The organism is Parabacteroides sp. CH2-D42-20 (genome assembly GCF_003670185.1).
GTDB classification, from domain to species: Bacteria; Bacteroidota; Bacteroidia; order Bacteroidales; family Tannerellaceae; genus Parabacteroides; species Parabacteroides distasonis.
The window spans coordinates 119124-143065 of sequence record NZ_RAYG01000012.1 but is presented as its reverse complement, the minus strand read 5'-3'; the positions used below and the strand labels follow the sequence as shown (position 1 = coordinate 143065).

Annotated in this window: 22 protein-coding genes and 1 tRNA gene; 12 read left to right on the top strand and 11 right to left on the bottom strand. The window is 46.3% G+C overall.

The window, feature by feature from the left end; all coding sequences use genetic code 11:
* Position 1 precedes the first annotated feature (1 nt).
* The 8 genes from D7V92_RS09490 to D7V92_RS09460 all read left to right on the top strand — a co-directional run bounded on the left by D7V92_RS09490 (position 2) and on the right by D7V92_RS09460 (position 5415).
* Entirely contained in the window at positions 2-505 is a 504-nt protein-coding gene (locus D7V92_RS09490; protein WP_121772775.1) for a hypothetical protein, read from the top strand.
* A 26-nt stretch (positions 506-531) separates the two neighbouring features.
* Complete coding sequence (locus tag D7V92_RS09485; RefSeq protein ID WP_121735265.1) at positions 532-1134, top strand: hypothetical protein; 603 nt, start codon at positions 532-534, stop codon at positions 1132-1134.
* Positions 1135-1208: 74 nt separating this feature from the next.
* The gene (locus tag D7V92_RS09480; RefSeq protein ID WP_147441520.1) at positions 1209-1403 is read left to right on the top strand and encodes a hypothetical protein; all 195 of its coding nucleotides are present in this window, start codon (positions 1209-1211) and stop codon (positions 1401-1403) included.
* Between the two features lies 1 nt (position 1404).
* Positions 1405-3084, top strand: a complete 1680-nt coding sequence (locus tag D7V92_RS09475) for a hypothetical protein (RefSeq protein WP_121735267.1) — start codon at positions 1405-1407, stop codon at positions 3082-3084.
* 283 nt (positions 3085-3367) lie between these two features.
* Positions 3368-3622: a hypothetical protein gene (locus D7V92_RS09470; protein WP_121735268.1), complete on the top strand. Its 255-nt coding sequence runs from the start codon at positions 3368-3370 to the stop codon at positions 3620-3622.
* A 59-nt stretch (positions 3623-3681) separates the two neighbouring features.
* Entirely contained in the window at positions 3682-3807 is a 126-nt protein-coding gene (locus tag D7V92_RS22620; RefSeq protein ID WP_022192609.1) for a hypothetical protein, read from the top strand.
* Positions 3804-4940 (top strand): GNAT family N-acetyltransferase, encoded by a 1137-nt coding sequence (locus D7V92_RS09465; RefSeq protein ID WP_121735269.1) that lies wholly within the window; start codon positions 3804-3806, stop codon positions 4938-4940. The genes D7V92_RS22620 and D7V92_RS09465 overlap by 4 nt, the downstream gene beginning before the upstream one ends.
* Positions 4930-5415 (top strand): formyltransferase family protein, encoded by a 486-nt coding sequence (locus tag D7V92_RS09460; RefSeq protein WP_121735270.1) that lies wholly within the window; start codon positions 4930-4932, stop codon positions 5413-5415. Before D7V92_RS09465 ends, D7V92_RS09460 begins: the two co-directional genes overlap by 11 nt.
* Positions 5416-5840: 425 nt before the next feature.
* Here the strand turns inward: D7V92_RS09460 and D7V92_RS09455 are convergent, their stop codons facing one another.
* Positions 5841-6443 carry a riboflavin synthase gene (locus tag D7V92_RS09455; RefSeq protein ID WP_005862004.1) on the bottom strand — a complete coding sequence of 201 codons (603 nt, stop codon included), beginning with the start codon at positions 6441-6443 and terminating at the stop codon, positions 5841-5843.
* A gap of 119 nt (positions 6444-6562) precedes the next feature.
* The gene (locus tag D7V92_RS09450) at positions 6563-7588 is read right to left on the bottom strand and encodes a DUF362 domain-containing protein (protein WP_121772774.1); all 1026 of its coding nucleotides are present in this window, start codon (positions 7586-7588) and stop codon (positions 6563-6565) included.
* A gap of 215 nt (positions 7589-7803) precedes the next feature.
* Between D7V92_RS09450 and D7V92_RS09445 the strand changes: the two genes are divergently transcribed.
* The gene (locus D7V92_RS09445) at positions 7804-8853 is read left to right on the top strand and encodes a linear amide C-N hydrolase (RefSeq protein ID WP_005862000.1); all 1050 of its coding nucleotides are present in this window, start codon (positions 7804-7806) and stop codon (positions 8851-8853) included.
* Positions 8854-8962: 109 nt separating this feature from the next.
* On the opposite strand, the gene D7V92_RS09440 is transcribed toward D7V92_RS09445, so the two are convergent.
* The 8 genes from D7V92_RS09440 to D7V92_RS09400 form a co-directional block, all read right to left on the bottom strand.
* Positions 8963-11290, bottom strand: a complete 2328-nt coding sequence (locus D7V92_RS09440; protein WP_121772773.1) for an ABC transporter permease — start codon at positions 11288-11290, stop codon at positions 8963-8965.
* A 17-nt stretch (positions 11291-11307) separates the two neighbouring features.
* Positions 11308-13683: an ABC transporter permease gene (locus tag D7V92_RS09435; RefSeq protein WP_121772772.1), complete on the bottom strand. Its 2376-nt coding sequence runs from the start codon at positions 13681-13683 to the stop codon at positions 11308-11310.
* Between the two features lie 12 nt (positions 13684-13695).
* Complete coding sequence (locus D7V92_RS09430; protein ID WP_005861993.1) at positions 13696-14946, bottom strand: efflux RND transporter periplasmic adaptor subunit; 1251 nt, start codon at positions 14944-14946, stop codon at positions 13696-13698.
* 47 nt (positions 14947-14993) lie between these two features.
* Positions 14994-16328, bottom strand: coding sequence for a TolC family protein (locus D7V92_RS09425; RefSeq protein WP_121772771.1), 1335 nt, complete (start codon positions 16326-16328; stop codon positions 14994-14996).
* Between the two features lie 506 nt (positions 16329-16834).
* Positions 16835-16909, bottom strand: a tRNA-Pro gene (locus D7V92_RS09415).
* Between the two features lie 59 nt (positions 16910-16968).
* Complete coding sequence (locus tag D7V92_RS09410; protein WP_005866080.1) at positions 16969-17709, bottom strand: murein L,D-transpeptidase catalytic domain family protein; 741 nt, start codon at positions 17707-17709, stop codon at positions 16969-16971.
* A gap of 34 nt (positions 17710-17743) precedes the next feature.
* A complete protein-coding gene (locus D7V92_RS09405) occupies positions 17744-18763 on the bottom strand; it encodes a L,D-transpeptidase (protein ID WP_036612293.1) in 1020 nt (339 codons plus the stop codon).
* Between the two features lie 113 nt (positions 18764-18876).
* Positions 18877-19965, bottom strand: a complete 1089-nt coding sequence (locus tag D7V92_RS09400) for an acyltransferase (RefSeq protein ID WP_036651401.1) — start codon at positions 19963-19965, stop codon at positions 18877-18879.
* Positions 19966-20149: 184 nt separating this feature from the next.
* Between D7V92_RS09400 and D7V92_RS09395 the strand changes: the two genes are divergently transcribed.
* A complete protein-coding gene (locus tag D7V92_RS09395) occupies positions 20150-20686 on the top strand; it encodes an HdeD family acid-resistance protein (RefSeq protein ID WP_005866076.1) in 537 nt (178 codons plus the stop codon).
* Here the strand turns inward: D7V92_RS09395 and D7V92_RS09390 are convergent.
* Positions 20681-21586 carry an AraC family transcriptional regulator gene (locus D7V92_RS09390; protein ID WP_121772783.1) on the bottom strand — a complete coding sequence of 302 codons (906 nt, stop codon included), beginning with the start codon at positions 21584-21586 and terminating at the stop codon, positions 20681-20683. The genes D7V92_RS09395 and D7V92_RS09390 overlap by 6 nt on opposite strands.
* Positions 21587-21897: 311 nt before the next feature.
* Between D7V92_RS09390 and D7V92_RS09385 the strand changes: the two genes are divergently transcribed.
* Positions 21898-22500: a TetR/AcrR family transcriptional regulator gene (locus D7V92_RS09385; RefSeq protein ID WP_005866074.1), complete on the top strand. Its 603-nt coding sequence runs from the start codon at positions 21898-21900 to the stop codon at positions 22498-22500.
* Between the two features lie 42 nt (positions 22501-22542).
* Positions 22543-23934 carry a TolC family protein gene (locus D7V92_RS09380; RefSeq protein WP_121772769.1) on the top strand — a complete coding sequence of 464 codons (1392 nt, stop codon included), beginning with the start codon at positions 22543-22545 and terminating at the stop codon, positions 23932-23934.
* Positions 23935-23942: the final 8 nt, after the last annotated feature.

The window sequence follows — 23942 nt, the reverse complement described above, 5'->3', positions numbered from 1 at the left end:
AATGAAGAATGAAAGTAACCTGTCGATAACCGGCACGGAGATGAAGTTCGCCCTGGGCCTCGACCTGCCGGGCGGGCTCACGATGGACGACGTGGAGTTCGAGGCCCTGTTCTACATCTATTCCAACCGGACGGCGACGATCCCCAAGTCCGGGATGGGCCGGATTGACGAGAACACCTATGTCGTAACGCTCGACACCGCCCGGATCGGTGGTGGCGGACGGATCAAGTGCCAGGTGAGGGTGGAGATCCCGGACGCGAACATGGCGGACGGCGTGAGGACGGAGATCATAGGGATCGAGACGGTACGGGTGGAGCTGGAACGGATCGGGAGCGTGAGCGCCACCCTCCGTAGGATGGCCCGGGTCGGCGCGAGGCTCACCAAGGTCTGCGGCGTGGATTACGGGGCGTGGCTGTTGGTATCTCCCGACGAGCCCGTATGGGTGACCGATGAGATGCCCGCGCTGTTCGGGGTGAGGTCGAACACGGAATGGAGAATCGAGTGATTAACAAATAAAAAATACGAAAGATCATGGCGAAAGCGGCATGGGCGGTGGTCACCCCGCCCCAAGGATCGGGTGACAAGGAGGTAAGCGTAAGGTCGGACGCGGAGCATACCGGCCGGAACGCCCGGAGTACGGTATTGACATGGAAGGCGGTGAACTGCCCGGACGTGCAGCGGACGGTCATGCAAGCGGGCAAGCCCGAGTACGTGGACATAGCGGACACGGCGGCGAGCGAGAAGACGGGAAAGGTGGTCACCATATCAGGTGTCAGCAACTCAAAAAAGCTGACCTTCTCCCTCGGCATGGGAGACCTGGATATAACGCTGCCCGGCAATTATACGGCCAACAGCGTGTTGACGGCCAACGGCGAGGCGATAGCGGGCGATCCCGGGGGACTGGCGGTGTATGATTTCTCGATAGCCGTGACGGTACCGGCGAACGAGGAGATCGAGCCGCAGACGAGGCAGGTCATCGTGACAGATGACGGCGGGCACCAGGACGTGTGCCTGTTGACCCTGGCCGCCGGCGACGCCTACCTGCGTGTCGCGGAGGGCGAGATCCTGCTGGATTACCAGGGCAACCCGGTGACCGTGAACGTGGAGTCAAACACGGACTGGACGGTGGAGTGATGGCTACCGTCACGATACCCTGGGGCCAAGGGGGCGGCGATATCACGGTCGCCCTGCCGGAAACCGGCGATGGCGTGGCCACCCTCTCGACCGGAACGGTGAACGAGGGCGTGGATCGCTCCCGGACGGTGACCTTCAGGACCGTACGAGGCGGGAACGTGGAGGTCATACGGACGGTACGGCAGGAAGGCAGGCGGGAGTACCTCCGCAACGCCTCCGGCGACCTATTGAGAGATTCGAACAACGTGGAACTTAAAGCATTGAAATAAGATGGGACTATTGAATTACACGACGGCCAAGATCAACGAGCTCTTGGCGAAGGTGGCGGCCTTACCCGCCAAGGTGATGGACGGCGACACCAAGATCCCGTCCAAGACAAGTGACCTGGAGAACGACAGCAAGTTCGTCAAGGAGACCGGGCTGAAGACCGTGAACGGGCATTCCCTGCTGGGAACCGGCGACCTGACCATATCCGGCGGCTCCGGAGGTGGCGTGGCAGACTCGGTGGACTGGAGCAAGGTGCTCAACAAGCCGGGCTGGGTAAACTCCCAGACCAAGCCCTCCTACACGGCCAGCGAGGTAGGCGCGTTGCCTTCCGACACCGCCATCCCGTCCAAGACAAGCCAGCTGACGAACGACAGCAAGTTCGTCAAGGAGACCGGCCTGAAGACCATCAACGGGCAGTCGTTGCTGGGTACCGGCAACATATCCATATCCGGCGGCTCCGGGGAAGGAAGCGGCGGAGGAAACGTGAACGTGATGAACGCGGCGGAGCTGAAAGCCGTGAGGAACTACGTGTTCAAGCCCTCTAACGATGGATCAACGGATGGAACGTTTTCCGCACTCAATATCGCTACCCTAAATGAATCTGGATTGATGAGCACTCAACAAGTCAAAAAATTGTATGATATCAAGGACGTTTACAAATTCCCGGCAGCTGTATTGGGCTTGACCTCGGCATCCACCAGCGATGAGATCTTGGCGGCATTCGGGCTTGATCCAATCCAAGAGAACGGAAATCTTGCGTACATAATCTATTTATTATCATCTGGGCAATCTGCAGATTACAATGAAGAATTTCCATCGTTATTCATCGGTAATTACGCATGTTATGTGTACGCTACTATGGGCTCAAGCACGGGAGAGATGGAATTGTCATATATAGGACAAGGAGGAGTGCTCAAGACTGTCAAAGTAACGTGCAAAGATGCGGCGGATGATAAGTTTACCTATTCTGTGTGTTTCTACGAAAGCGGAGGTGAAGAATTTTATTTACCTTCCTCAATCTTTGATTTGACAAAAACATCTACAAAAGAGGAGGTAGCGGCTGTATTCAATCCTCTTGGAGGATTAGATCATATAATAGAATTGGCAAAAAAAACGACAACTAAATTCTATATTGTTGATGCTTCCACAGGAACAGGAAATAACCGTTCTTGCGTTAACCTGGGAGGGCATATAGCTGCTAGTGTACTTCGCTATATAAACATATCTTATGTTGATAAGTTTCTTGTCTCACATTATATTCAAATATCCGGGATTAAAACAGCTTATCTTGTATCTGATAAAAAAGATATAAATCTTAAATCTGCCATAAACTATGAAACGGTTAGCCCAGAGGTTTATGCCTTGACATCCCAATCGACATCTGAAGAGATAAGGTCTGCGTTCTTTTCTTTAAGCGAATTTAAAAGATATATCGAGGCCGCTAAAAAAGGATACATATTACGAACGAGTATTCCTGAATCCATGGGATTAGATTATAAGAATCCAATTTATCTCAATACGCTTATCGCTCATGTCACAAATGATGGTGACGCTATTTTGGAGTATATAATAGCTGGTCCCGGAATAAATGGCTATGCAGGGATGCAGATTGTATTTATAAGCTATACTGCGTCCAGTGATTCTTTTTCTATAAGCGTATTGCCATTTTCGACTGGAAGTTAAGCTTATAAAAAAGAGATCGGGATAGATCCTAAAGAAATATTTATTGAATTCTTTATTCTTGTAATAAAAGCAATGATTGTCGATTGATTTTATCAAGACAACTTAGAGACCTTATCGGGGACAGGCAAAAAAGAAAGCCCCCGGCTGTTAGTAAAGACGCCAATCACATACTAACGAACAAATGCGAGACACCGCACGACCGGGGGCTGTAAGCCTTCAGCCGCGATGTCTCGTTTTGTTTTATGTGATTGGCAATACAAATATACTTTAATTTTTGGAGATTATGACAATATACGAGATACTTTCTTTCAATAAGGAATTGCTCCAGCGTCTATTTAATGCCGGAATAAGGACAAGCGATTGTTTGTATGTCGATTTGTTCGATGATTATACCCGAATGCGGGCGGCGGGTGAAAAGACAACCTATATCGTGGCCGTCCTTTCTGACAAATATGCCTTGAGCGAGCGAAAGGTGTACGGTATCATTCGCTATTTATCAAGCGACTGCATAGGCCGTGCAGTGCAAGGTCAGGCGTAAATTCGCTCACTAGATAGTTTGGTTCTACCTTTGTCCCAAATCCTTAAAACGAGACAAGTATGGGCAAGTACACTTACAAGCCGCAATATGGCGTGATCGTCATTTGTGCAGATGAAAAAGAGCAAAAGGAGATTTATGAGCGTCTCCTGAAAGAAGGTCTAACCCTTAAAGTGGTGAATGTATGAGAATAGAGGTACAACATCATTGTAGCGACTTCAACAGCTATCGGGCCGCACGGGTAAAAAGCCTTTTCAACGCGGAGAAAGGCTGCGACTGGAAAAAGACGGTAGAACTACCCATCGAAAACCGGGTATGGCAAATCGGACTGATTGTCGGTCCATCCGGTAGCGGAAAAACCAGTATTGGAAGTAAGATTTTCAAAGAACCTATTTATGACCTCTATTCCGGCTGGGATAAGAATAAACCTATTGTGGATTGTATCGCCCCCGATGGGGACTTTAACACGGTGACGGGTATGCTTTCAGCCGTTGGCCTCGGCGATGTTCCGGCGTGGCTCCGGCCGTTCCACGTGTTGAGTAATGGAGAGAAATTCCGGGCGGGTCTCGCACGTTTGGCGTGTGAACGACCGGAACACGCTGTAGTGGATGAATTTACGTCTGTCATAGACCGACAGATAGCCAAGGTAGGGGCCGCCGCATTCTCAAAGACATGGAGACGTGGGGACGGGCAGATCGTACTTCTCTCCTGCCACTATGATATAATCGAATGGTTACAGCCCGACTGGGTGTATGATACTGCGGAGGCACGGTTCTATGACCGTGACTGCCTTCGGCAACGTTCAAAACTCGAACTTCAAATTTATAAAGTCAGGGGAACTATATTCCCAAGATTGTTTAAGCAGCATTATTATTTAGACCTTCCTATGCCGGTTGCGGCCGAGTATTTCGTTGGCTTTGTCGGTGGTGAGCCCGTCTGTCATTTAGCGGTAACACCACTCTTTACGGCAAAGGCTTACCGGTCCACCCGGTTGGTAGTACTTCCCGAATGGCAGGGAATAGGCGTTGGTACTAAATTTTTAGCGGCCGTTTGTGAATATCATCTTCAGGGACATGGTAGATGTGGTAAACCTTACCCGGTATTCTTTCACACCTCACACCCGCAACTATGTGGGGCGTTACGCCACTCTAAAAAGTGGATACAAACCGGAGCGCGTTTATATGGGGATAATAAAGGGCGCAGCGCGGCTTCGATGACACGTTCGGCCCAAAGGTTAAATAAGTCTGATCGTGCGGCAACCGGTTATGGCGGCCATTTCAGGGCGGTTCAGACATTTAAATATATAGGGAATGGTTATTAAAATATTGGGAAATTGCGAGTCGGTGGCATTCAAAGCGGCCGAAATGTTCGTTAAGGCAAAAGGGCATACGCTTTGGTGTGATGGGTATCGGTGTGATCTTGCCATTGCGCCACTCCTTACGGTGAAAGTTTCCGATGAGGAACTGAAAGAGGCGAACTGGGGTATGTTGATATTCCATCCCTCTCCACTACCTTACGGGCGCGGGGCATCATCTATCAAATGGGCGTATAAACGAGGGGAACCGATAACCGCCGCCACATGGTTTTGGGCAGACTCCGGCTATGACACCGGCGATATTTGCGAGCAGGAGATAGTAAAAATAGACTATGGTGTGCGGCCTCGCATCTTTTATGAGCAAGAAATCATTCCGGCCATGATCCGGACGTTAGGACGTTGTTTAGACAACATCGGGAAAGGTATTATACGTCGCGTCCCGCAAGTAGAAGCCTATTCGACATACGATAAAAGGCTATAACAATCCATCTTAACTACCTTGTAAAGGTACGAAAAAAGTACGGAATAAACAACTTTAGTAGACGCTTTTTTACCACAGCCGGCAATAAAAAGACGGTATTCAAATAGGGTTAGAAGTCCATTTGAATGCCGTTTATTTTTTAATGAAAAGAAGGTGTTTTGCTTTGATTTTGCAAATGGACGGTTGCTTTGCGGATTAAATTTGAAGCACATTTCGTTTTTGATAGAAAAAACGCATTTCGTTTTTCACAACCATCACGTTTCGTTTTTCGGGATTTACAAGGATAGTTTTGGTTAGTGAAAATTTACTTAAAACGTTTTTAATCGTACACGCACGGAATTAAGATTGTCTGTAGATAGAAAAGGCTCTAGCCGGGATCATCAGATACCGCTAAAGCCTTTTATGGATAGGAAATTCTTCGAACCTTATTTAAACTGCATCATCTTGCTGATATACTTCCCGACAATATCGAACTCTAGGTTCACTACCGTACCTTTCTCGATCTGGCAAAAGTTCGTGTTATCGTGCGTATAAGGGATGATAGCGACTTGGAAACTGTTTTGCTGGGAGTTGCATACCGTCAGACTGACGCCGTTCACGCAAACGGAGCCTTTCTCCACGGTCATATACCCCTGCCGGGCCATCTCCTTATCAAAAGCGTACTCGAACGTATAGTACCAGCTGCCGTCCGCCTCCTTCACCTCCGCACAAACGGCAGTCTGGTCCACGTGCCCCTGTACGATATGCCCGTCCAGACGGCCGTTCATCAACATGCTACGCTCCAAGTTCACCTTATCGCCCACTTTCAGGTTCCCGAGGTTCGAACGTTCCAAGGTCTCCTTGATAGCGGTAACCGTATACGTATCTTCCGTCATGCTTACCACCGTAAGGCAAACGCCGTTGTGAGCCACGCTCTGATCTATTTTCAGCTCATTCACGAATGAGCACTTCATCGTCAGATGAAGGTTTCCTTTATCGGATTGGAGGGCTACTACCTGAGCCGCTTCTTCTACAATACCTGAGAACATAATCAAATCGTTTTTAGTTTGTACTCCCAAAACTGTTATTTATTCATGGGCAAAGATAACGCCTTTGAGGTAATAAGCCCGATAAAAAGGAAGTTATTAAATGTTTTTAATTTACGATATTATTTATCGTCCAAGGAGACCAAATCATACCGCTGGCTTCCCATACCCAACGCCTCCGCATGCTCGACGATATGGATGCCATGGCGGGATTCCATGCGCTCGATCAAGTGGACACGGCCAGGGTCCGGCGAGGCGTAAACCATATCTACGCAAGCCTTATCCAAGGCCACGGGATCGAGTGAGGCTAGCATACCGATATCCGCCATTTTCGGCTCTTCCGGGTTCGAATCGCAATCGCAATCTACGGAGAGTCGATTCATTACGCTGATATAAAGTATATTTTCGCCACAATGGGTAGTCACGGCCTTAGCCGCCTCGGCCATTGATTCCAAGAAATGATCCTGTTCGGGAAGGTTGTTCCACAAGTCGGTTTTCGTCTTACCCGCCGTATGTATCCAAGCCTTTCCGGCGGATGAGGCTATACCGATAGAGATATTTTTCAGCGCTCCCCCGAAACCGCCCATGGCATGTCCCTTGAAATGGGAAAGGACGACCGTAAAATCATAATCCAGATAATGGGAGCCTACGAAATCCTCTTTCAGGTGTTTACCGCCTTGAACCGGAAGAGCCACCTCGCCGTCGGCATCCATGATATCCACCTTAGCGATGGCCGTGAAGCCATGATCGGCGGCGGCTTTCAAATGGCTGTCGGTATCCGCGCGTCCGCCTCCGTAAGCCGTGTTACATTCCACGATCGTACCGTTTACTTTCTTTACCAAGTCTTTGATAAGTGTAGGTTGCAGGAAGTTATGGCCTCCCGGCTCTCCGGTAGAGAGCTTCACCGCCACTTTCCCCTTGGCCTTCCGTCCCAAGGCGTCGTAGAGACGGATCATGTTCTGAGGAGTGATATCTTTCAACATATATACCTTCGAAACTCCGGCAGAGGATTCGCTTTTCGCAATCTCCGGCCTCACTTCGCCTGCGATACTCTCTACAGGTATAGAACCTGCCACCATCCATGCGCCACCCATAACGACCGAACTCCGTATGAAGTTACGGCGTGACATTTTTTGTTTTGCTGTCATGATATAGAATTTAAATTCATATGTTTCTTATTTAATCGATACGCGAAGTTCTTTAAAAACTTGAAAAATAAGACTCCTTTACGAACAAAACGAATTTTGAAAGCCTAAAAACGAAATGGGGGTTGTTCACACGGCTCCGTATCCCGTATATCATTCTAAAACATTCCTTAAAGCCACTTGTTTCATAAATAGATTATCCTAATAATATAGATCTTATGAAATCAAAGAATTTAACACTGGCCTCTCTTTTCGCCGGCTTGTTCATGTTCATGAACCCTATGGGAAGCGAGGCGTGTACAAGGGCCGTTTACCTCGGGCCGGACGATATGGTCGTAACCGGACGTACCATGGATTGGAAAGAGGACCCGCAATCCAACCTGTATCTCTTCCCCCGGGGCGTACAGAGAAGGGGAGCGATATCCGATAATACCATCCAATGGACCTCGAAATACGGAAGCGTGGTGACCGCCGGGTATGATATCGGTACGTGCGACGGCATGAACGAGAAGGGACTTGTAGCCAACCTATTGTTCCTCACCGAGTCATCTTATTTCCGACCGGACGATAACCGCCCGGTTATGGGGCTTAGCATCTGGACGCAGTATGTACTCGATAATTTCGCCACGGTAGATGAGGCGGTTGCCGAGTTAAGCAAGGAGGTCTTCCGCATCGACGATCCGGATCTTCCGAACGGGGCGAAATCAACCTTGCATCTCTCGATCTCGGACGCATCAGGGAATAGCGCTATCTTCGAGTACCTAAATGGGAACTTGGTTATCCATGAGGGACGGGAATGCCAAGTCATGACGAATTCCCCTACATACGATAAGCAACTAACCTTAAACGACTACTGGCAACAGATAGGTGGCTTGGTCATGTTGCCGGGTACGAACCGGGCTTCCGATCGTTTCGTGCGTGCCTCTTTCTATATCCACGCCATCCCGCAGACAAGTAATTTCCGGGAAGCGGTAGCCGGGGTATTCAGCGTAATGCGTAACGTATCGGTACCTCTGGGAATCACGACCCCGGATCAACCGAATATCTCCTCTACCCGCTGGCGTACGGTAGCCGACCAGAAGAATAAGGTATATTACTTCGAGTCTACTTTAAGCCCGGATATCTTTTGGGTCGATTTCAAGAGCTTGGACTTCAAGGCAGGTACACCTATCAAGAAACTAACGCTCACAAACGGCGAGATTTACGCCGGAAACACCGCCAAAGATTTCAAGGACAGCAAGCCGTTACCGTTCTTGTTCGGGATCTGAAGGGCTAGAAAAACAGACAAGAATAAATAAGGGGAGGTATCAAAAGTCGGTATTTACTCCCCCCTTATTTTTAAACAAGCGTTATTACCTTTTATGATATGCTTAACAATTAAAGCCTATGCCTAAAGCTATCCACCGGATTCGATGTGGCAGCCCGGTAGCTCTGGAAAAAGACAGAGACAAACGAGATCACGAGGCAGAATAAGCCGGCAGCGATAAATATCAGCGGGCTTAAACCGATACGATACGAATAGTCGGACAGCCAATCTTTCATAAAGTACATAATAATAGGTATGGCGATCACGAAAGCGATCAGCACATAGTTCAAGAACGTGAATACGAGCTTAACCAATATCTGCCGGTTGCTGGAACCAAATACCTTTCGTACGGATACTTCTTGCAAACGCTGTTGGATAAAATAAGTGGACATCGCCAATAAGCCTAGCAAAGAAATAAGGATGGCGATTATCGAGAATACGATTACGATCTTTGCCAAACGGATTTGCGAGTCGAATGAGTTTTGTAAACTCTCATCCATGAAGAAAGCCTCAAACTCAAGTCCGGTCACTTTCTCATATACTTTACCGATAGCCTCCTTTGCGGCGAAAGGATCACCTTGTGTCTCGATCAAAATCATCCAAGGAGCTTCATTATCTTTCAAGAAACGGAACATGACAGGGTTCATCCCTGTCGTCACATTTCCAAAGCAATAGAAATCCCGGACGATACCCGCTATCGCTATCGGCCTTTCGTGCCTATCCAACATAAAAGAGGTCGCATCCTCCGATAAGTTCATCTCACGCATCGCTTGCTCGTTTAGGAACCAGCCCTCTGTCGTTAAATGGTTATCACGCAAAATCTCCAATCCCAGCATATCGTAACAATCCTTATCCATAACGAATTGCTGAAAAGATATATTTTGCCCCTGATAAGTAGAAGTCCAATTATTACTACCGAATAAAGGCAATCCTTGAGTCTTCCCGACCCTATCTACGCATGACAAACCTTTCAACTCACCGACAAAAGCGGATAACTGCCTTTCATCCACCGATCGCATAGCCAATAAATTCTTCGTTTTATATCCGACAGGAGCGTTGATCATATGAACGATCTGGCAAACCATCGTGATAGAGGCGGCGATCATCGTGATCGTGATCACATTTTGGAATACGATAAAGAACTTACTGAATACCATTTTCGTCTTAGCCCGGAACGTACCCCTTACCACCTCGATCGGTTTAGAAGAAGAAATAATGATAGCAGGCAGTAAGCCGGATAAAACTCCCACGACAACCGTTAATGAAACCAAAGCCAATAGCCAGACAGGTCTACCCAATACATTCATATCGACACGTGTCTGCAATAAATCATTGACAAACGGCACGACTGCCAAGGCAAGGAGAACCCCGATAACCAAAGAAATAAACGTAAGCAAAGTAGACTCCAGCATCAAGCGCATGAATAACTCGCCCCGTGAAGAACCCAAAAGGCGCCGGGTAGCCATCTCCTTCGCCCTGAAACCCGCTTGGGCAACCGTCAAGTTTATATAATTAATGACCGCGAAAATCAAGATAAGGAAACCTACGGACATCAGCACGATCACGAAACGCCAATCTCCCTTTCGCAAAGAAGAGTAAGAAGCGGCTTTCGCAAAATACTGCTCACTAAGCGGCAATATGCGTACCTCCTTTGCCGTCCCATATTGATACGGCCAATAAAACTCCTTGAACCAATGGGCCATATCCTCCGCACGAGAAGGGAAATCACTACCCTCACGCACCAAGACAAAAGCCGATGTACTTCCGGCATTCCCCAACTGATCCGGGGCTAAGCTGGGGTTAAAACAGCTAACCTGCTCCCAACGCACGATCACATCCGCTTCGGGAATAGAGGAATGAAGTAAATCCTCCACCACCCCGTTTATAGTAGCCGATATGGTATCTCCCACCACTAACTGCCGTCCCATCGGATCATCCGTTCCGAACATCTTACGGGCGAACGAAGAGGAGACCACCGCATAGTTCCCGGCGGCCAACGCTTGCTCACGAGTGCCTTGTAACAGCCGGAAATCAAAGAAATCGAAGAACGTGGAGTCCGCAAACATCACGTTCGCCTTCAGTTTCCGATCACCGGAAACTACAACTATATTGCTTGAATTATCTGCCACTACCGGGCAAACTTTCTCTACCTCCGGATAGCGTTCCTTTATCTTATAAGGAATGGCAGCTCCGGTGGCCATCCAATTTTCATTCCCGACCAGATAGATACGATCCGCCTTGGTATGGAATTTATCTGTAGACATCTCCTGTACCGTATAGACCGCTATCAATAACACAAACATCAACGATACAGACAGACCAAACACGTCTATCAGCGTATAAGCCTTATTCCTTCCGAGGAACTTGAAAAAGGACTTAAAGTTCAATAAATTATTCATGAATTATAAATTTTCAATTACTCAGATTTCAAGCAGTTCACCGGATTATCATTAGCCGTCTTGCGGGCATCCAGACAAACCACGGAATATATAATCAATAAGACACATACGCCGCAACCCAAGAATATGTACCATGACAAAGGTACTTTCTCCGTGAATTGCTCTTGCCACTTTTGCAAGACAAAGTATGCTATGCCACCGCCTAATATGACCGCATAGATACAGATATATCCGATATCCTTTATGAACAACCTCAATATATCCCATAAGGTAGCTCCATTCACCCGGCGGACGGCGATCTCCTTACGACGACGGCTCACCTCATCATTCGTATAGCCTATAAGTCCTATCAACGTAACAAGAAGCGTGACCAGACCTCCGATCATCACGGAATCACGGAATTGGCGGGAGTCCTTATATAGATCCATGATCTCGGAACGGAAAGAGATAGCGCTCAGTTCACGATCCGGAAATGTCTCGGATATCTTCTGCTGTAAACGAGCCATATTATCGTTGGTCAGCTCATGGAACTTCACCTGCAAGGTGTACATGGGCTTATGCGCATAGAATAATACGGAGGGCCGCATATCTTGGTTCGAGATTCCTCCCAGACGGATATTCTCATACACGCCGCAAATCGTGAATGGCTCCTCATTCCATTTGCTATGCTCGGTGACGCAGATATCCTTCCCGATCACATCATCCGTCCAACCCGCTACCAATTTCATTTTCTCCACGAAACGGCGGTCTACCATCACCTCTCTTGAATTGGTCACATTTTCCGTGAACGAGCGGCCTTGGATCACGGGAATCTCCATCATGTCCAAATATCCGTTACCTACCCAATAGAGATCGGCGATATTAAAAAGCTCTTGAGTCTCACCCGGTAAAAGAATATTATTACCGGAAGCATGCTCGAAAGGCAATTGATAGACGGTGGTAGCCGCAACGACCCCCGGAAGCCGCATCACCTCATCCAGAATCTTGGCACGAGAGGTAGAGTCCACGCCAGCTAACCCGCAGTAGGCAAGGTTCTCATAGGCATATCCCGGACGATCGTTCACCATAAACGTATATTGACGGGCAACGAAAACAAGCATCGTTACCAAAAAGCCCGTGGCTACAAACTGGACAAGCAACAAGGCTTTCTTCCAGATACGCTTATTCTCCCGGTAATTACGGAAAGCGGAGGCCACCGGAATCCGGGCGTATAATGATCCCGGCATAAAACCAGATACGAAAAACACCAAGATACATATTCCTAGCAAGACCAAGCTACCATTAGACAAGAGCAAGGAATCTAACGAAGTCGCCAACAACTCCTCTACCGTACCTCTAAACGCAAGGATCAACAATAAGGCCAAGATCAGTGAAAGCACTATATGTACCAACGCCTCACCAAACATCATACCATGAATATTATTCTCGCTTGCCCCATAACATTTATGGACAGCCACCTCCTTCGAGCGATTTACGATAGAGGATATCACGATCAAGATATAGTTCATCACCGCCGTAAAGATCAAAGCGAAGGCCAGTAAGGAAAGTATCCACGTCATTCGCTTGACTTGCGGCAACTCCTTGTGTAGATTATCTAGCTTATGAAATGAGAAATCAATGCTTAACCCGACCTTTTGCTGTTCCTCCGGAGGGAAATAAGAATTCACAAACGTACGCACCTGTTCCTCCAAAGCTAAAGGATTCACCCCCTTGTGCAACTTCACATAGCTTATGTAACGATCGTTTCCCAACATATTAGTAGGCGAACCCTCCCACATGAACCGACCCGCCGAAGCCATGGAAACAATTACATCGTAACGGGAATGAGAATTTTCCGGAACTTCCTCAAAAACGCCACCAATAGTCATAGTACGTCCCGGCGAATTGTCTACCGTGAAGTTTTTCCCGATAACATCGCCTCCGATATTTTTCGCTATACGACTTGATATCAACACGTACATCGGGGTGGAAAGAACCTCTTTCGCATTTCCGATCAACATAGGACGAGGAAGAATATCAAAGAAACAACTATCCGCAATGATACAACGACCGGAGTATTTCATCTTGGTGTCGGTCATCGTAAAGGTCCAGTCTCCAAAACTCGTGTATCGGGTGACGGTCTCGATCTCGGGTATCTGTTGTTGCATAGTTGGAGCGATGCCACCGCTTGTTTGCGGATAATCCTTCAACTCCCCTCCATTTTGCTGGTATTTCGCCCAGACTTGATAGACCCGGTCTCTATCCGGATAAAAATCATCATACGATTGTTCGAAATAGACTTTAGCGATCAATACCAAGCCTACCGCTAAGCCGATTCCCAACGATACGATTTTCATCACGTTATGCCGCCCTTTCTTAAAAATGGAACGAATGGCGATTAGTATGTTTTTCATATTATATCGATTTTATTCCAGCACCAGCACTTCATTATCCTTATAACTCTCATAACTGGACACAATCACCTTCTCACCGGCTTCCAGACCTTCAAGAACCTCATAATATTGCGGGTTCTGACGGCCGATCTTGATAGAACGCCTGTAAGCTTTCTTTCCATCCGGATCAAGAACAAATATCCAGCTTCCGCCCGTGCTCTGGAAGAAAGTTCCCTTCGGGATAATGATACTCTCGGTAGGTTGCCCCAGCTCCAAGTTGATATAGTAGGTCTGTCCACTACGGATATTATCCGGACGCTCACCCGTGAAAACGAAATCCGTACGGAACTTACCATCACGAACCTCGGGATAAACTTTGCGCACCGTTAAGTCGAAAGACGAGCCTTGACGCTCGAAAGCGGCACTTAAGCCCGGTTTCACACGGTCTATATAATGCTCGTCGATCATGGCCTCAATCTTATAATCGGAAAGGTCGTTAATCTGGCCGATCTTTTGTCCCGGATTGATACTTTGCCCCAATACGACATCCAACAGTCCCAACTCACCGTCGATCTGGGAACGGACATTCAAGTTTTCCTTACGTTCGCGGATCAACAGGATATTCTTCCGCATGTTCGCCAAGCTGGCCTCCATCTCATCCATCTGGATCGTGCGGGAGATAGAGTCTTGGCGCAAGCGCTCGGTAATCAAGGCGTGCTTTTGAGAGGCTAACTCGAAGTCCTCCTTCGCTTTCAGATAATCCTCCTTGGCGATCAAGTTCTCTTTATACAACTGCTCTTGTTGGTTGAACGAGCGGCGGGCCCGGTTCATGTCCATATCGTATTGAAGTTTCTCCATCTGATTGGTCAGCTTATCCTGCTCCATGGTAACCTGCGTATTACGAAGGAAGTTCTGCTTCTCCGCCAACTCGGCCTCAGCGTTCAAGATCTGCAAATCTAGATTTGAGTTGCTCAGACGAACAATGATATCGCCTTTCTTCACTTGGGCACCCTCTTCCACGACTTTCTCCTGTACGATACCGCCCTCCTCGGGGCTAAGCTGCACGACCGTGATAGGTTGCACCTGACCATCCATACGAAAGAAGTCGTTGAATTGCTCACGGGTCACATTACCGATGCTAATCCCTCTCGCGTCCACTTTCAACGTAGAAGCATGATCACCAAAGATAATCCATCCCAACAAGATAACGAACAACACGCCACCCGCTACATAAGGAATATGCTTCTTCTGAAGACCTTTCTTTTTCTCTAATTGTATATCCATCGTATTCTATATTTTTTATTATCATCTAAATTCTATGTTCTCAATTCTTATTCATTGATAAGAGGCTTGCCCTTATAATAATCTACCAACTTGCTTTTCAATAAGTACATCAATCGCTTTTGAAGCAGATTGGCCTTGGACTCCAACAGCGTATTCGCGCTTGTCTGTACATCCAGCGTGCTCATCAGGCCTTCCTCGTACTTCCGTAGGGTAACACGATAAGCCAACTCATCCGATTTCACCTTCTTATCCATCTGTATGGCCTCTTTAGCGTATCCCTCACGATCCAAGACCGATTGCTCTACCGCTGTCTGCAACTGGCGAAAGACCTCTGTCCTTGTCTCCCGTGCGATCCGCATATTGTTACGGTAACGACGAGCGTTCGTTAGTCTGCTCAAACCATCGAACAAGGGAAAGCTAAGGCTAAAAGATACATATTCACCACGGTTATTTTTAAACTGATCCTTGAAACCTTCCGGGGCATTATCAGACTTCAGGTTCTCGAAATAACTCGTAGAGATTCCGGCATTCAAATAAATGCTCGGCAGCAACTTTCCTTTATAAATACGATATTGGTATTTACTTTGCGTTAATTGATACTCGGCTTGCAAGGCGGTAGGGTTATTCCCGGACGCATAAGCGAAAATCTCCGCCACATTCTCTACTTCCGGGATATAATTGATATCCGGTAATAAAGTATCTACCTCCAGTTCTAAATCTGATGGATAATTCATACATTCCCTCAAGGTAAGCAAGGCCGTATTGAAAAGATTCTGCTGGTGGGTCAATGTATAATCATCGGCCGCTACTTGAGCCTCGAATTGAGCTACATCCGCTTTCCCTTTCAAACCCAGCTCTTCTTGCCGGCGAGTCTTATATAAGGTACGGTTACTCTCCTCCAATTTCTCGGCCGCCATACGAATCGTTCCTTTATAATATACCACATCCATATAAGCCTGCATAGCTTTCATCGCTAAATCATCTTTCGCTTTCTGGATGTCATTAACTCCCATACGGCGATTGGATTTTGCCATCAACCATTGATTGATCAGCTGTCCGCCCGTAAAAATAGGAATAGAAGCGTCGAGGCCATAGTTATTATTAAACGTAGAAGTATTCTCATAGGTATTGGTCGCAGGGTCAATCGAACGGCCAAAACTATATTGCGCTCCGACCTTAGCCGATGCCGCCGGGAAAAAAGAAGCTACGGCGGCATTCCGTTCCGCCTTATACGTATCTGATGTATAAACTTGCTTTTTAACCGATGGGCTGTTTTCCACGGCATAGCGCATACATTCATCCAAAGTCCAAAGTTTCTCTTGGGCCACCGTCGCGGTAGCGAAACTGAGAGAAAGAACTGTTGTAAGTAATATTTGTTTCATTGCTCTATTATTTTCTACTTAAAATAATAGCAAAGAACGTGCCAAAACACATAAACAGCTAAACAACAACCAGATAACAAAAAGCCATTCTTTTAGAACTGTCCAATATTTTGACAACGCTGTCTAATTGTTTGACACTATTCCCACTTTGACACGTAAGAGCGTCTCCTCTTCTCCATAAGCAAAAAACGCTCCGCTCCTATATGAATTCTTGCTCGATAGCCTATGAATTCTTATGCGCATACTGTATAATTCTACAAACCACGACGTGGTCTGTACAGATCAAGACGTGGAATATACAAATCACGACGTGGTCTATATATTCCACGGCGATAATCTGGAAATAGATGAGATAGTAATTATATTTGTATATAGTAAGAAGAATGTTTTTTACTTGAAGATACGAACAATTGTTTTGATTACAATCGTTGACTATCCTTTAGATTTAAGGGCAGGACACAAAAAAAGGGAAACAGTTGGATATCAACCATTTCCCTTTTCCTAAGTCGGGGTACCAAGATTCGAACTTGGGACCCCCTGCTCCCAAAGCAGGTGCGCTAACCGGACTGCGCTACACCCCGTTTTGCAATTCATAGTGTTTATCTCTGATTGCGGTGCAAAGGTACGCCTTTATTTTAAACTACAAAACTTTTTGGTAACTTTTTTCATGAAAAATATCATTTTCTTGTTGAGTGGATAGAATGGAACTTTGCGTCAGATAGTTCTTATCGTTGGCGTAAATAAATAAAAGGGTTCCATTCTTTATCGTATTAATAATTGGCTTACTGACAGATACAGGCAACGCAGGGCAACCAAAGCTACGTCCTAACCGACCCGAGGAAGCTGCCACAGAAGGATCGGAATAAGAGGCGCCATGAATTACAATCGCCCTTTGCTTAGCCAAATCATTTATTCCTTTTTCCAATCCATTTAGGATAAGCGAATAGCCATTCCGGCCTTGGTACGTATTTTCCGTCAGATAAAATCCTAAAGAGCTTTTGTGGGAACCGTTCTCGTTCGAGAAAGAGGTCGCATAATTCCCTCCGCTATTCTTACCGTGAGAAACCAAAGAGGTGTAAAGTATTCTCTTTTGCCGTATATCCAATACAACCATACGCTCCGCCGTAGAAGGTTTAGAGAAATCGATCAATGTAAGGATATCCTTATTTTTCCGATCAATCTTCTCGGAACCTCTAAGCCCCTGCATAAACGCATCGAAACAAACCCATTGATCCAATCGCATCTCCTCATATAATTGGCGCCCCATAACCGCCACAGACGTTGATCCCGTTTCCGGAGATAGGGCACGCAAAACGCCACCGGTTGAAATTGAACCTACAGACAAGACAATAAAAAACAAATACAAGAAAATCCTTCGCATACTAAAAAACAATAACGCCGCAAAGTTATGATTTTTATTCTAATACAAAAACAATCGTCTCATTAACAGGCGCCCAATCGTAAACAAATTGCGCATGCGAAGTCGCGTTTCTCACACACATATGAGACCGTGGTGTCGTTCCCAACGAAGGACTATATTCGATCAACGATTTACGAGGAGCGTTGACCGGTACGCCATGGATATACGCCCCATTCGTAAAACGGTTGGCATAAGGAGCGAATCCACCTGTCTCCTTGGAACCGTCTACCAAATAGATCATGCGAGACTTTTTTTCTTGGAGAACATACATTCCCAACGGGGTTTCCTGCGCATAAGGAGGACGATGCTGTCCGGTAGTCGCAGGGTTCATGCTACGAACCAACCATTTTGAGCCGACGTGCTCCAAGGTCGCGATATTCTGGTTATGACGATCCACGAAGATCGCCTTATCGAAGACTACCGTATCCCCTATTTGCTTGATATATTTCTTCGGAGCATACCACTCCTCCTCCCCATCATACACGGTTTGTATACGAGCGAATTTAGAATCCTCATCCATCGCCTTGATACGAACCAAGCTACCGTCACGTCCATAGATCTCGGGAATCACGGTATCAGTCAGCAAATAAAGCGGGACGGATTGATAGCGTTCTACACCAAGCGTATCGGAAACCCTCTTATAGGCATCTCTCTTGAAGACTTTTACAAGAGGAGCCTCTCCATTCCTGTTTTTATAGTTCTGCAAGATCGCCCATTGAGACGGCTCCCTTTGGATCGACTCCAATAAGGATAATCTTTCTTTCATTTTCTCCCACTGGAACTCCCGTGTCGTATCTTTATAGGGGTAAGTATCTTCTAAAGTATGCTTATCGTAAAGCAGCTCTTTCTCTATTTCGATATGGGGAGGCAAAGTCTCCATGATCACAGCGGAATCCTTCGATATAGAATCCACAGGAGTTAAGACCTCGGTTTGAGCAGGCTCGGTCCTCGGCGTACAATAACTTAGCGTACAAAGGCTCGATATCAAAAGTATAAAAACTGTTCTCGTCATCATTATTACCCGGGATTTATTTGAATATCGTAAATATACGATTTTTTCCAAATAACAGGTAATCTTATCATCTTGTTTACAAAGTAACTGCGCCAAATGACAGAGCTATCCTATATTCATCCTATAATCCATTTACTGCCCGGTATTAATGAGATAATCTTTGTCGTCACATAACAGCAGATAAATGTACTTACCGCAATACATGGTATGGCGGCGACAGTAGGCAAGGCTAAGTCGTGCTTAAACACCGTTACCCACAATCCGAGCCAAAATATATGCATAAGGTACATACCGTAGCTGAGTTTAGACATCTCTGTTATGAGTCGTGGAGATTTCGAATTGCCTATGCAAGTAAAAGCGAGGAACGTACCCGCCGTAAGAAGCACACAGTTAATCGTACAGAAAGCCCATCCGATCTCTATCTCAGGTGTGACAAGAGTTACTCCGGGTATCGCTTGGACATAGAAGGAATAAATCGTCAGCAAGGCACCGACGAGCATCGAGGCGATTCCGATAACCAGACGTTTAGAACGGTTCCATGTAAGATGGACATGTATATAATGTGCCAGTACGAGGTATCCTAAATAACCGGAGAAGTACCACAGTATATGGTATTCGTTCCAAAAACATTGTCCCCACACCTCGCCGAAGCAACGATTGAGATAGGGCATACAGGTCGACAACAGAAACAAGCCGATGAAAAAACGCTCTTCTTTCGCCGTGGCTTTATTCAACCATGGCGATATTACGGGTATAAATAAATAGAGGCTGATCAAAGGGTACATGAACCACAAATGTCCGGCCTGTGAAGGAAAGTTCAAGAATATTCTCGATATATCTTTCAATGATGTCTCGGCATCTATCTGCCCCCACAGCAAGGGTAAAGTGCTGTATAGTATCATAAATATGAAAAACGGCGGTAAGATGCGGATACAACGCTGACGGTAGAATTGCCAAGAGGTCAGCCCTGCCTTCATCGGCGCAAGAAGAAAGGCGGAGACAATTATAAACAATGGCACCGCCATGCGTGAGAAACCATCGTATACGGCTACCCACAACCGATCGGCCTCATTGGCCAGATAAGATTGCGGTCCCACCATATCCGTGGAGCCCTCAGCTCCATAAAAGTTTTCACTGGCGTGGACAACCATGACAAGGAAGCACGCAAACACACGCACGTAATCCAAAAAAACTATACGCTTCATTTTTTGTTTTAGTATTATTATTCGTTAGATGATTTCAAGTTTGTCTTTTTACGCGAAGCATGCATTCAAGAGGGATATATTTCGATGTTTTTCCTGATACTGCTTTATGGCGCACAAAGGTAAAAAAAGTCGGAAAGAATATATACCTTTGTCATATTATAAATGAAATCTAAAATAAAAACATATGAGATCTATTAATGGCGCGGTTTTACGTAGCGCATTTGCGATGGTATTAGGGTTTGTTTTGGTATTATGGCCGGAAGCAGCCATAACCTATCTGGTTATCACGATCGGTATACTATTCATTTTACCGGGATTATTCGCTATCCTCAGCTATTTCACCCGACCGAAGAACGAGAACGGGGAGAAACCGATGTTTCCTATCGAGGCAGCGGGAAGCGTACTGTTCGGAGCGTGGTTGGTGATCATGCCCGAGTTCTTCGTGAATATATTAATGTACGTACTCGGAGCCTTATTGGTAATTGCCGGTGTACAGCAATTGGTTTCATTGATATCCGCAAGGAAATGGAGCAATGTACCGTTGGGCTTCTACCTGATGCCGGCTTTGATCTTGATAACCGGAGTAATGATTCTTGCCTACCCGTTCGGGGCGGCGGCAAATACATTCGTAATCTTCGGTGTAGCCAGCATTTTCTACGGGGCTTGTGAGTTGATCAACTGGTATAAGTTCCGCAAGCGTATAGAAAATACCGGATTATGATTTCCGGTATTCCATGGGTGATATACCCATATGCTTCTTGAAAAACTTACCGAAAGTGGATTGATCGGAGAAGTGGAGTATATCCGCTACTTGCTGAACCGTGGCTTGCGGGGCCTTCAACAGCATCTTAGCCTCGACGATCAAGGCGTCGTCAATCCATTTATTCGCTGATTTACCCGTTAGCTCCTTCAAGATAAGCGAAAGATACTGTGGGGTAATAAATAATTTCTCGGCATAGAAAGTAACGACGTGCTGCTCCTTGCAATGCTCGAAAAGCAATTGCAGGAACTGCTCGAAAAGCTCCTCCTTCCGGGAGAGTGTAGGTGCCGTCATCAGCTCCTTCTTACCCATAAAGATATTAGCCAACTCGATAAAGAAACCGATTAAGGCGTTCTGGAGAGCCTCCTTCTGGAAAAAATGGGTACGCAACTTCATCTTTTCCCGTAAGATGGAGAATTGGCCGGATATATGCTCAGTCTCCTCGGCGCTAATCGTAGCACATGGATTCTTACGGATCTGCATATAATGCACCATGGAGTTCTTTTTCCCTGCCGGGGCAGTATATCCATCCAGAAAAGATCTGGACACGATCAACAAACGCCCTCTTAGGTCTTTGCTCACCTTCGATACCTGTATGATATGAGTCGGCATCAAGGTTATAAACGTATTCTTCTCTATCTTATATGGAATATAGTCTACCGAGATATCGGCGGTACCTTCCTGTACCAAGATCATCAACAAGGCATTTAAACGCATTGGGGTGGAATGCTCCAGCCTTTTTTCCTCGTAATTAATCAAATCTCCGTTCAGATCCGCTATCGATAAATCATCTTGAAAGTTGTCTCTGGACTCAATTCCCTTGATTAACTCAGTGACTTCAATTAAAGGTAAATTTTTCATATCTATCTGTAGATTTTTATTATCACCTCGGACAAAGATAGAAATAAAAAGCCAAAGACCACCCACTATTTCGTTTTTAACCAATTTTCATCCAAAATTGAACGAATAACAAGAATTTTTGACAATATCCTGTTTCATTCCATACCAATACCGTAACAGTATAAACCTTTCTGGTTTTCTAAATATATCAGACCTTTGCGAATAGATTCGACGGGAATATCCGGTCATTGGTCGATTCCAACGGACGAGTCAGCGCTTTTTACTTGTATACGGGGATTGCCCTGGCTACTTTTGACGTAACAAAAACGAATATGATAAAAGAACAGATTATTAATACGGCGTTCGATCTTTTTTCTCAATATGGCATCAAGAGTGTGAGTATGGATGATGTAGCGAAAGCGGCTGGCATCTCCAAGCGTACACTTTACGAGTCGTTCGAGGACAAGGAAACCTTGCTGATCGAGGGGATCGATCACAATTCCGAATCGCTCGGACAATATCTGACGGGACTGGAAAAAGAACCTTTCAATGCCTTGGAAGTAATCCTGCTCTTCTATGAGGAGATGATGAAAAACCCGAGATGGTTCAACGAGAAGTTTTACGAGGACTTGAAGAAATATCCGAAAGCCCAACAAAAAATAGAGATGAATAAAGCGAGAATGGGTAAGAGGTGTATGGACTTGTTCACACGGGGCGTTAAAGAGGGCGTGTTCCAAGAGGGGATCAACTTCGAGATCATGGCCTTACTGGTGAAAGAGCAGACGAAGATGTTGCGGCCTTCCAATGTCTTCTGCAAGCATTCCATCACCGAGGTATACAACACGATCCTCCTCACATTCCTGAAAGGGATCAGTACCGAGAAGGGAAGAGCGATCCTAGACCGATTCGATCTCAAACAATCCTATGATTTATAGCGAACACTTAATGAGTTTAATCACAGACAAAATCTATCCTAAATGAAACGATTATTGATGAGTAGAAAAATGATGTTGGTCACATTTATGGTATTGCCTTTTCTGGCGGCGATACCGGTTCTGGCTCAAGACACCCTGAAACTGGATCTTGGGAAAGCGCTAGAGATCGCCCTTAGCGAGAACCCGACCGTAAAAGTTGCCGATAAAGAAATACAGAAGAAAAAGTACGCACGTAAAGGCTCGTACGCTTCTCTATTTCCGCAGATCAGTTTTGCGGGGGACTACAACCGTACCTTGAAGAAACAGGTGATGTATATGGATTTCGACATGGGTGACATGGGAGGCGGCAGCTTGCCCGAAGGCACGGACATGTCGAGTATGGACGAGGGCTTCGAGGTAGGACGTAGCAACAACTGGAGCTTGGGCTTCAACGCTTCCATGCCACTGGTAAACGCCTCCTTATGGAAAAGCTTGAGTATCTCGGCCTTAGACGTGGAATTGGCGGTGGAGCAAGCTCGCTCTTCTAAAATAGCGATGGTGAACCAAGTGAAAAAGAGCTTTTACGCCGTCCTTCTGGCAAGCGACTCTTACCGGGTATTCAAGCAAAGTTACGACAATGCCATGGAGAATTATCTGGATATCAAACGGAAGTATGAACAGGGAACCGTAGCTGAATACGACTTGATACGTGCCGATGTGACGGTAAAGAATACAGAGCCTAATCTGTTGCAGGCAGAGAACTCCCTTACCTTGGCTAAATGGCAGTTAAAAGCGTTATTGGGCATGGATCTGGATTTAAATATCGATTGCGACGGACAACTGACGGATTTCAAGTCCAGCCTCTTCGCCGACTATCTATCCACGGATACAACCTTATCCGAGAATACAGACTTGAAACAATTAGACCTTCAGGCGGAACAGCTGAAAAAGACGCTGGTCATGCAGAAATTCGATTATCTGCCGACCTTGTCGCTGACCGGTCTATATCAATGGAGCGCCATGAACAATGACTTCAAGTTCAAGAATTACAGATGGAACCCCTATTCGATGATCGGTATCACGTTATCGGTTCCTATCTTCTCCGGAGGTAGTAAATTTTATAAGGTAAAGCAGACGAAAGTCTCCATCGACCAATTAAACCTGCAACGGGACGATACCAAGCGTAATTTGCAGTTGGCCGTTAAACAGTACATAGATAATATGAATACCTGTATCAAGAAGTTCGACGCCGCCCAAAAGGGAGTCGAGCAAGCGGAACGGGGATATATGATCTCGCAAAAACGGTACGACACCGGAGCCGGTACATGGCTGGAGATGAACGATGCCGAACTTGCCTTGACGCAGGCCCGGTTGAACTTCAACCAATCTATCTACGACTATATGGTAGCGAAGGCAGATCTAGAGAAAGTATTGGGTAACGGACAGATGAATTGAAAATTAAA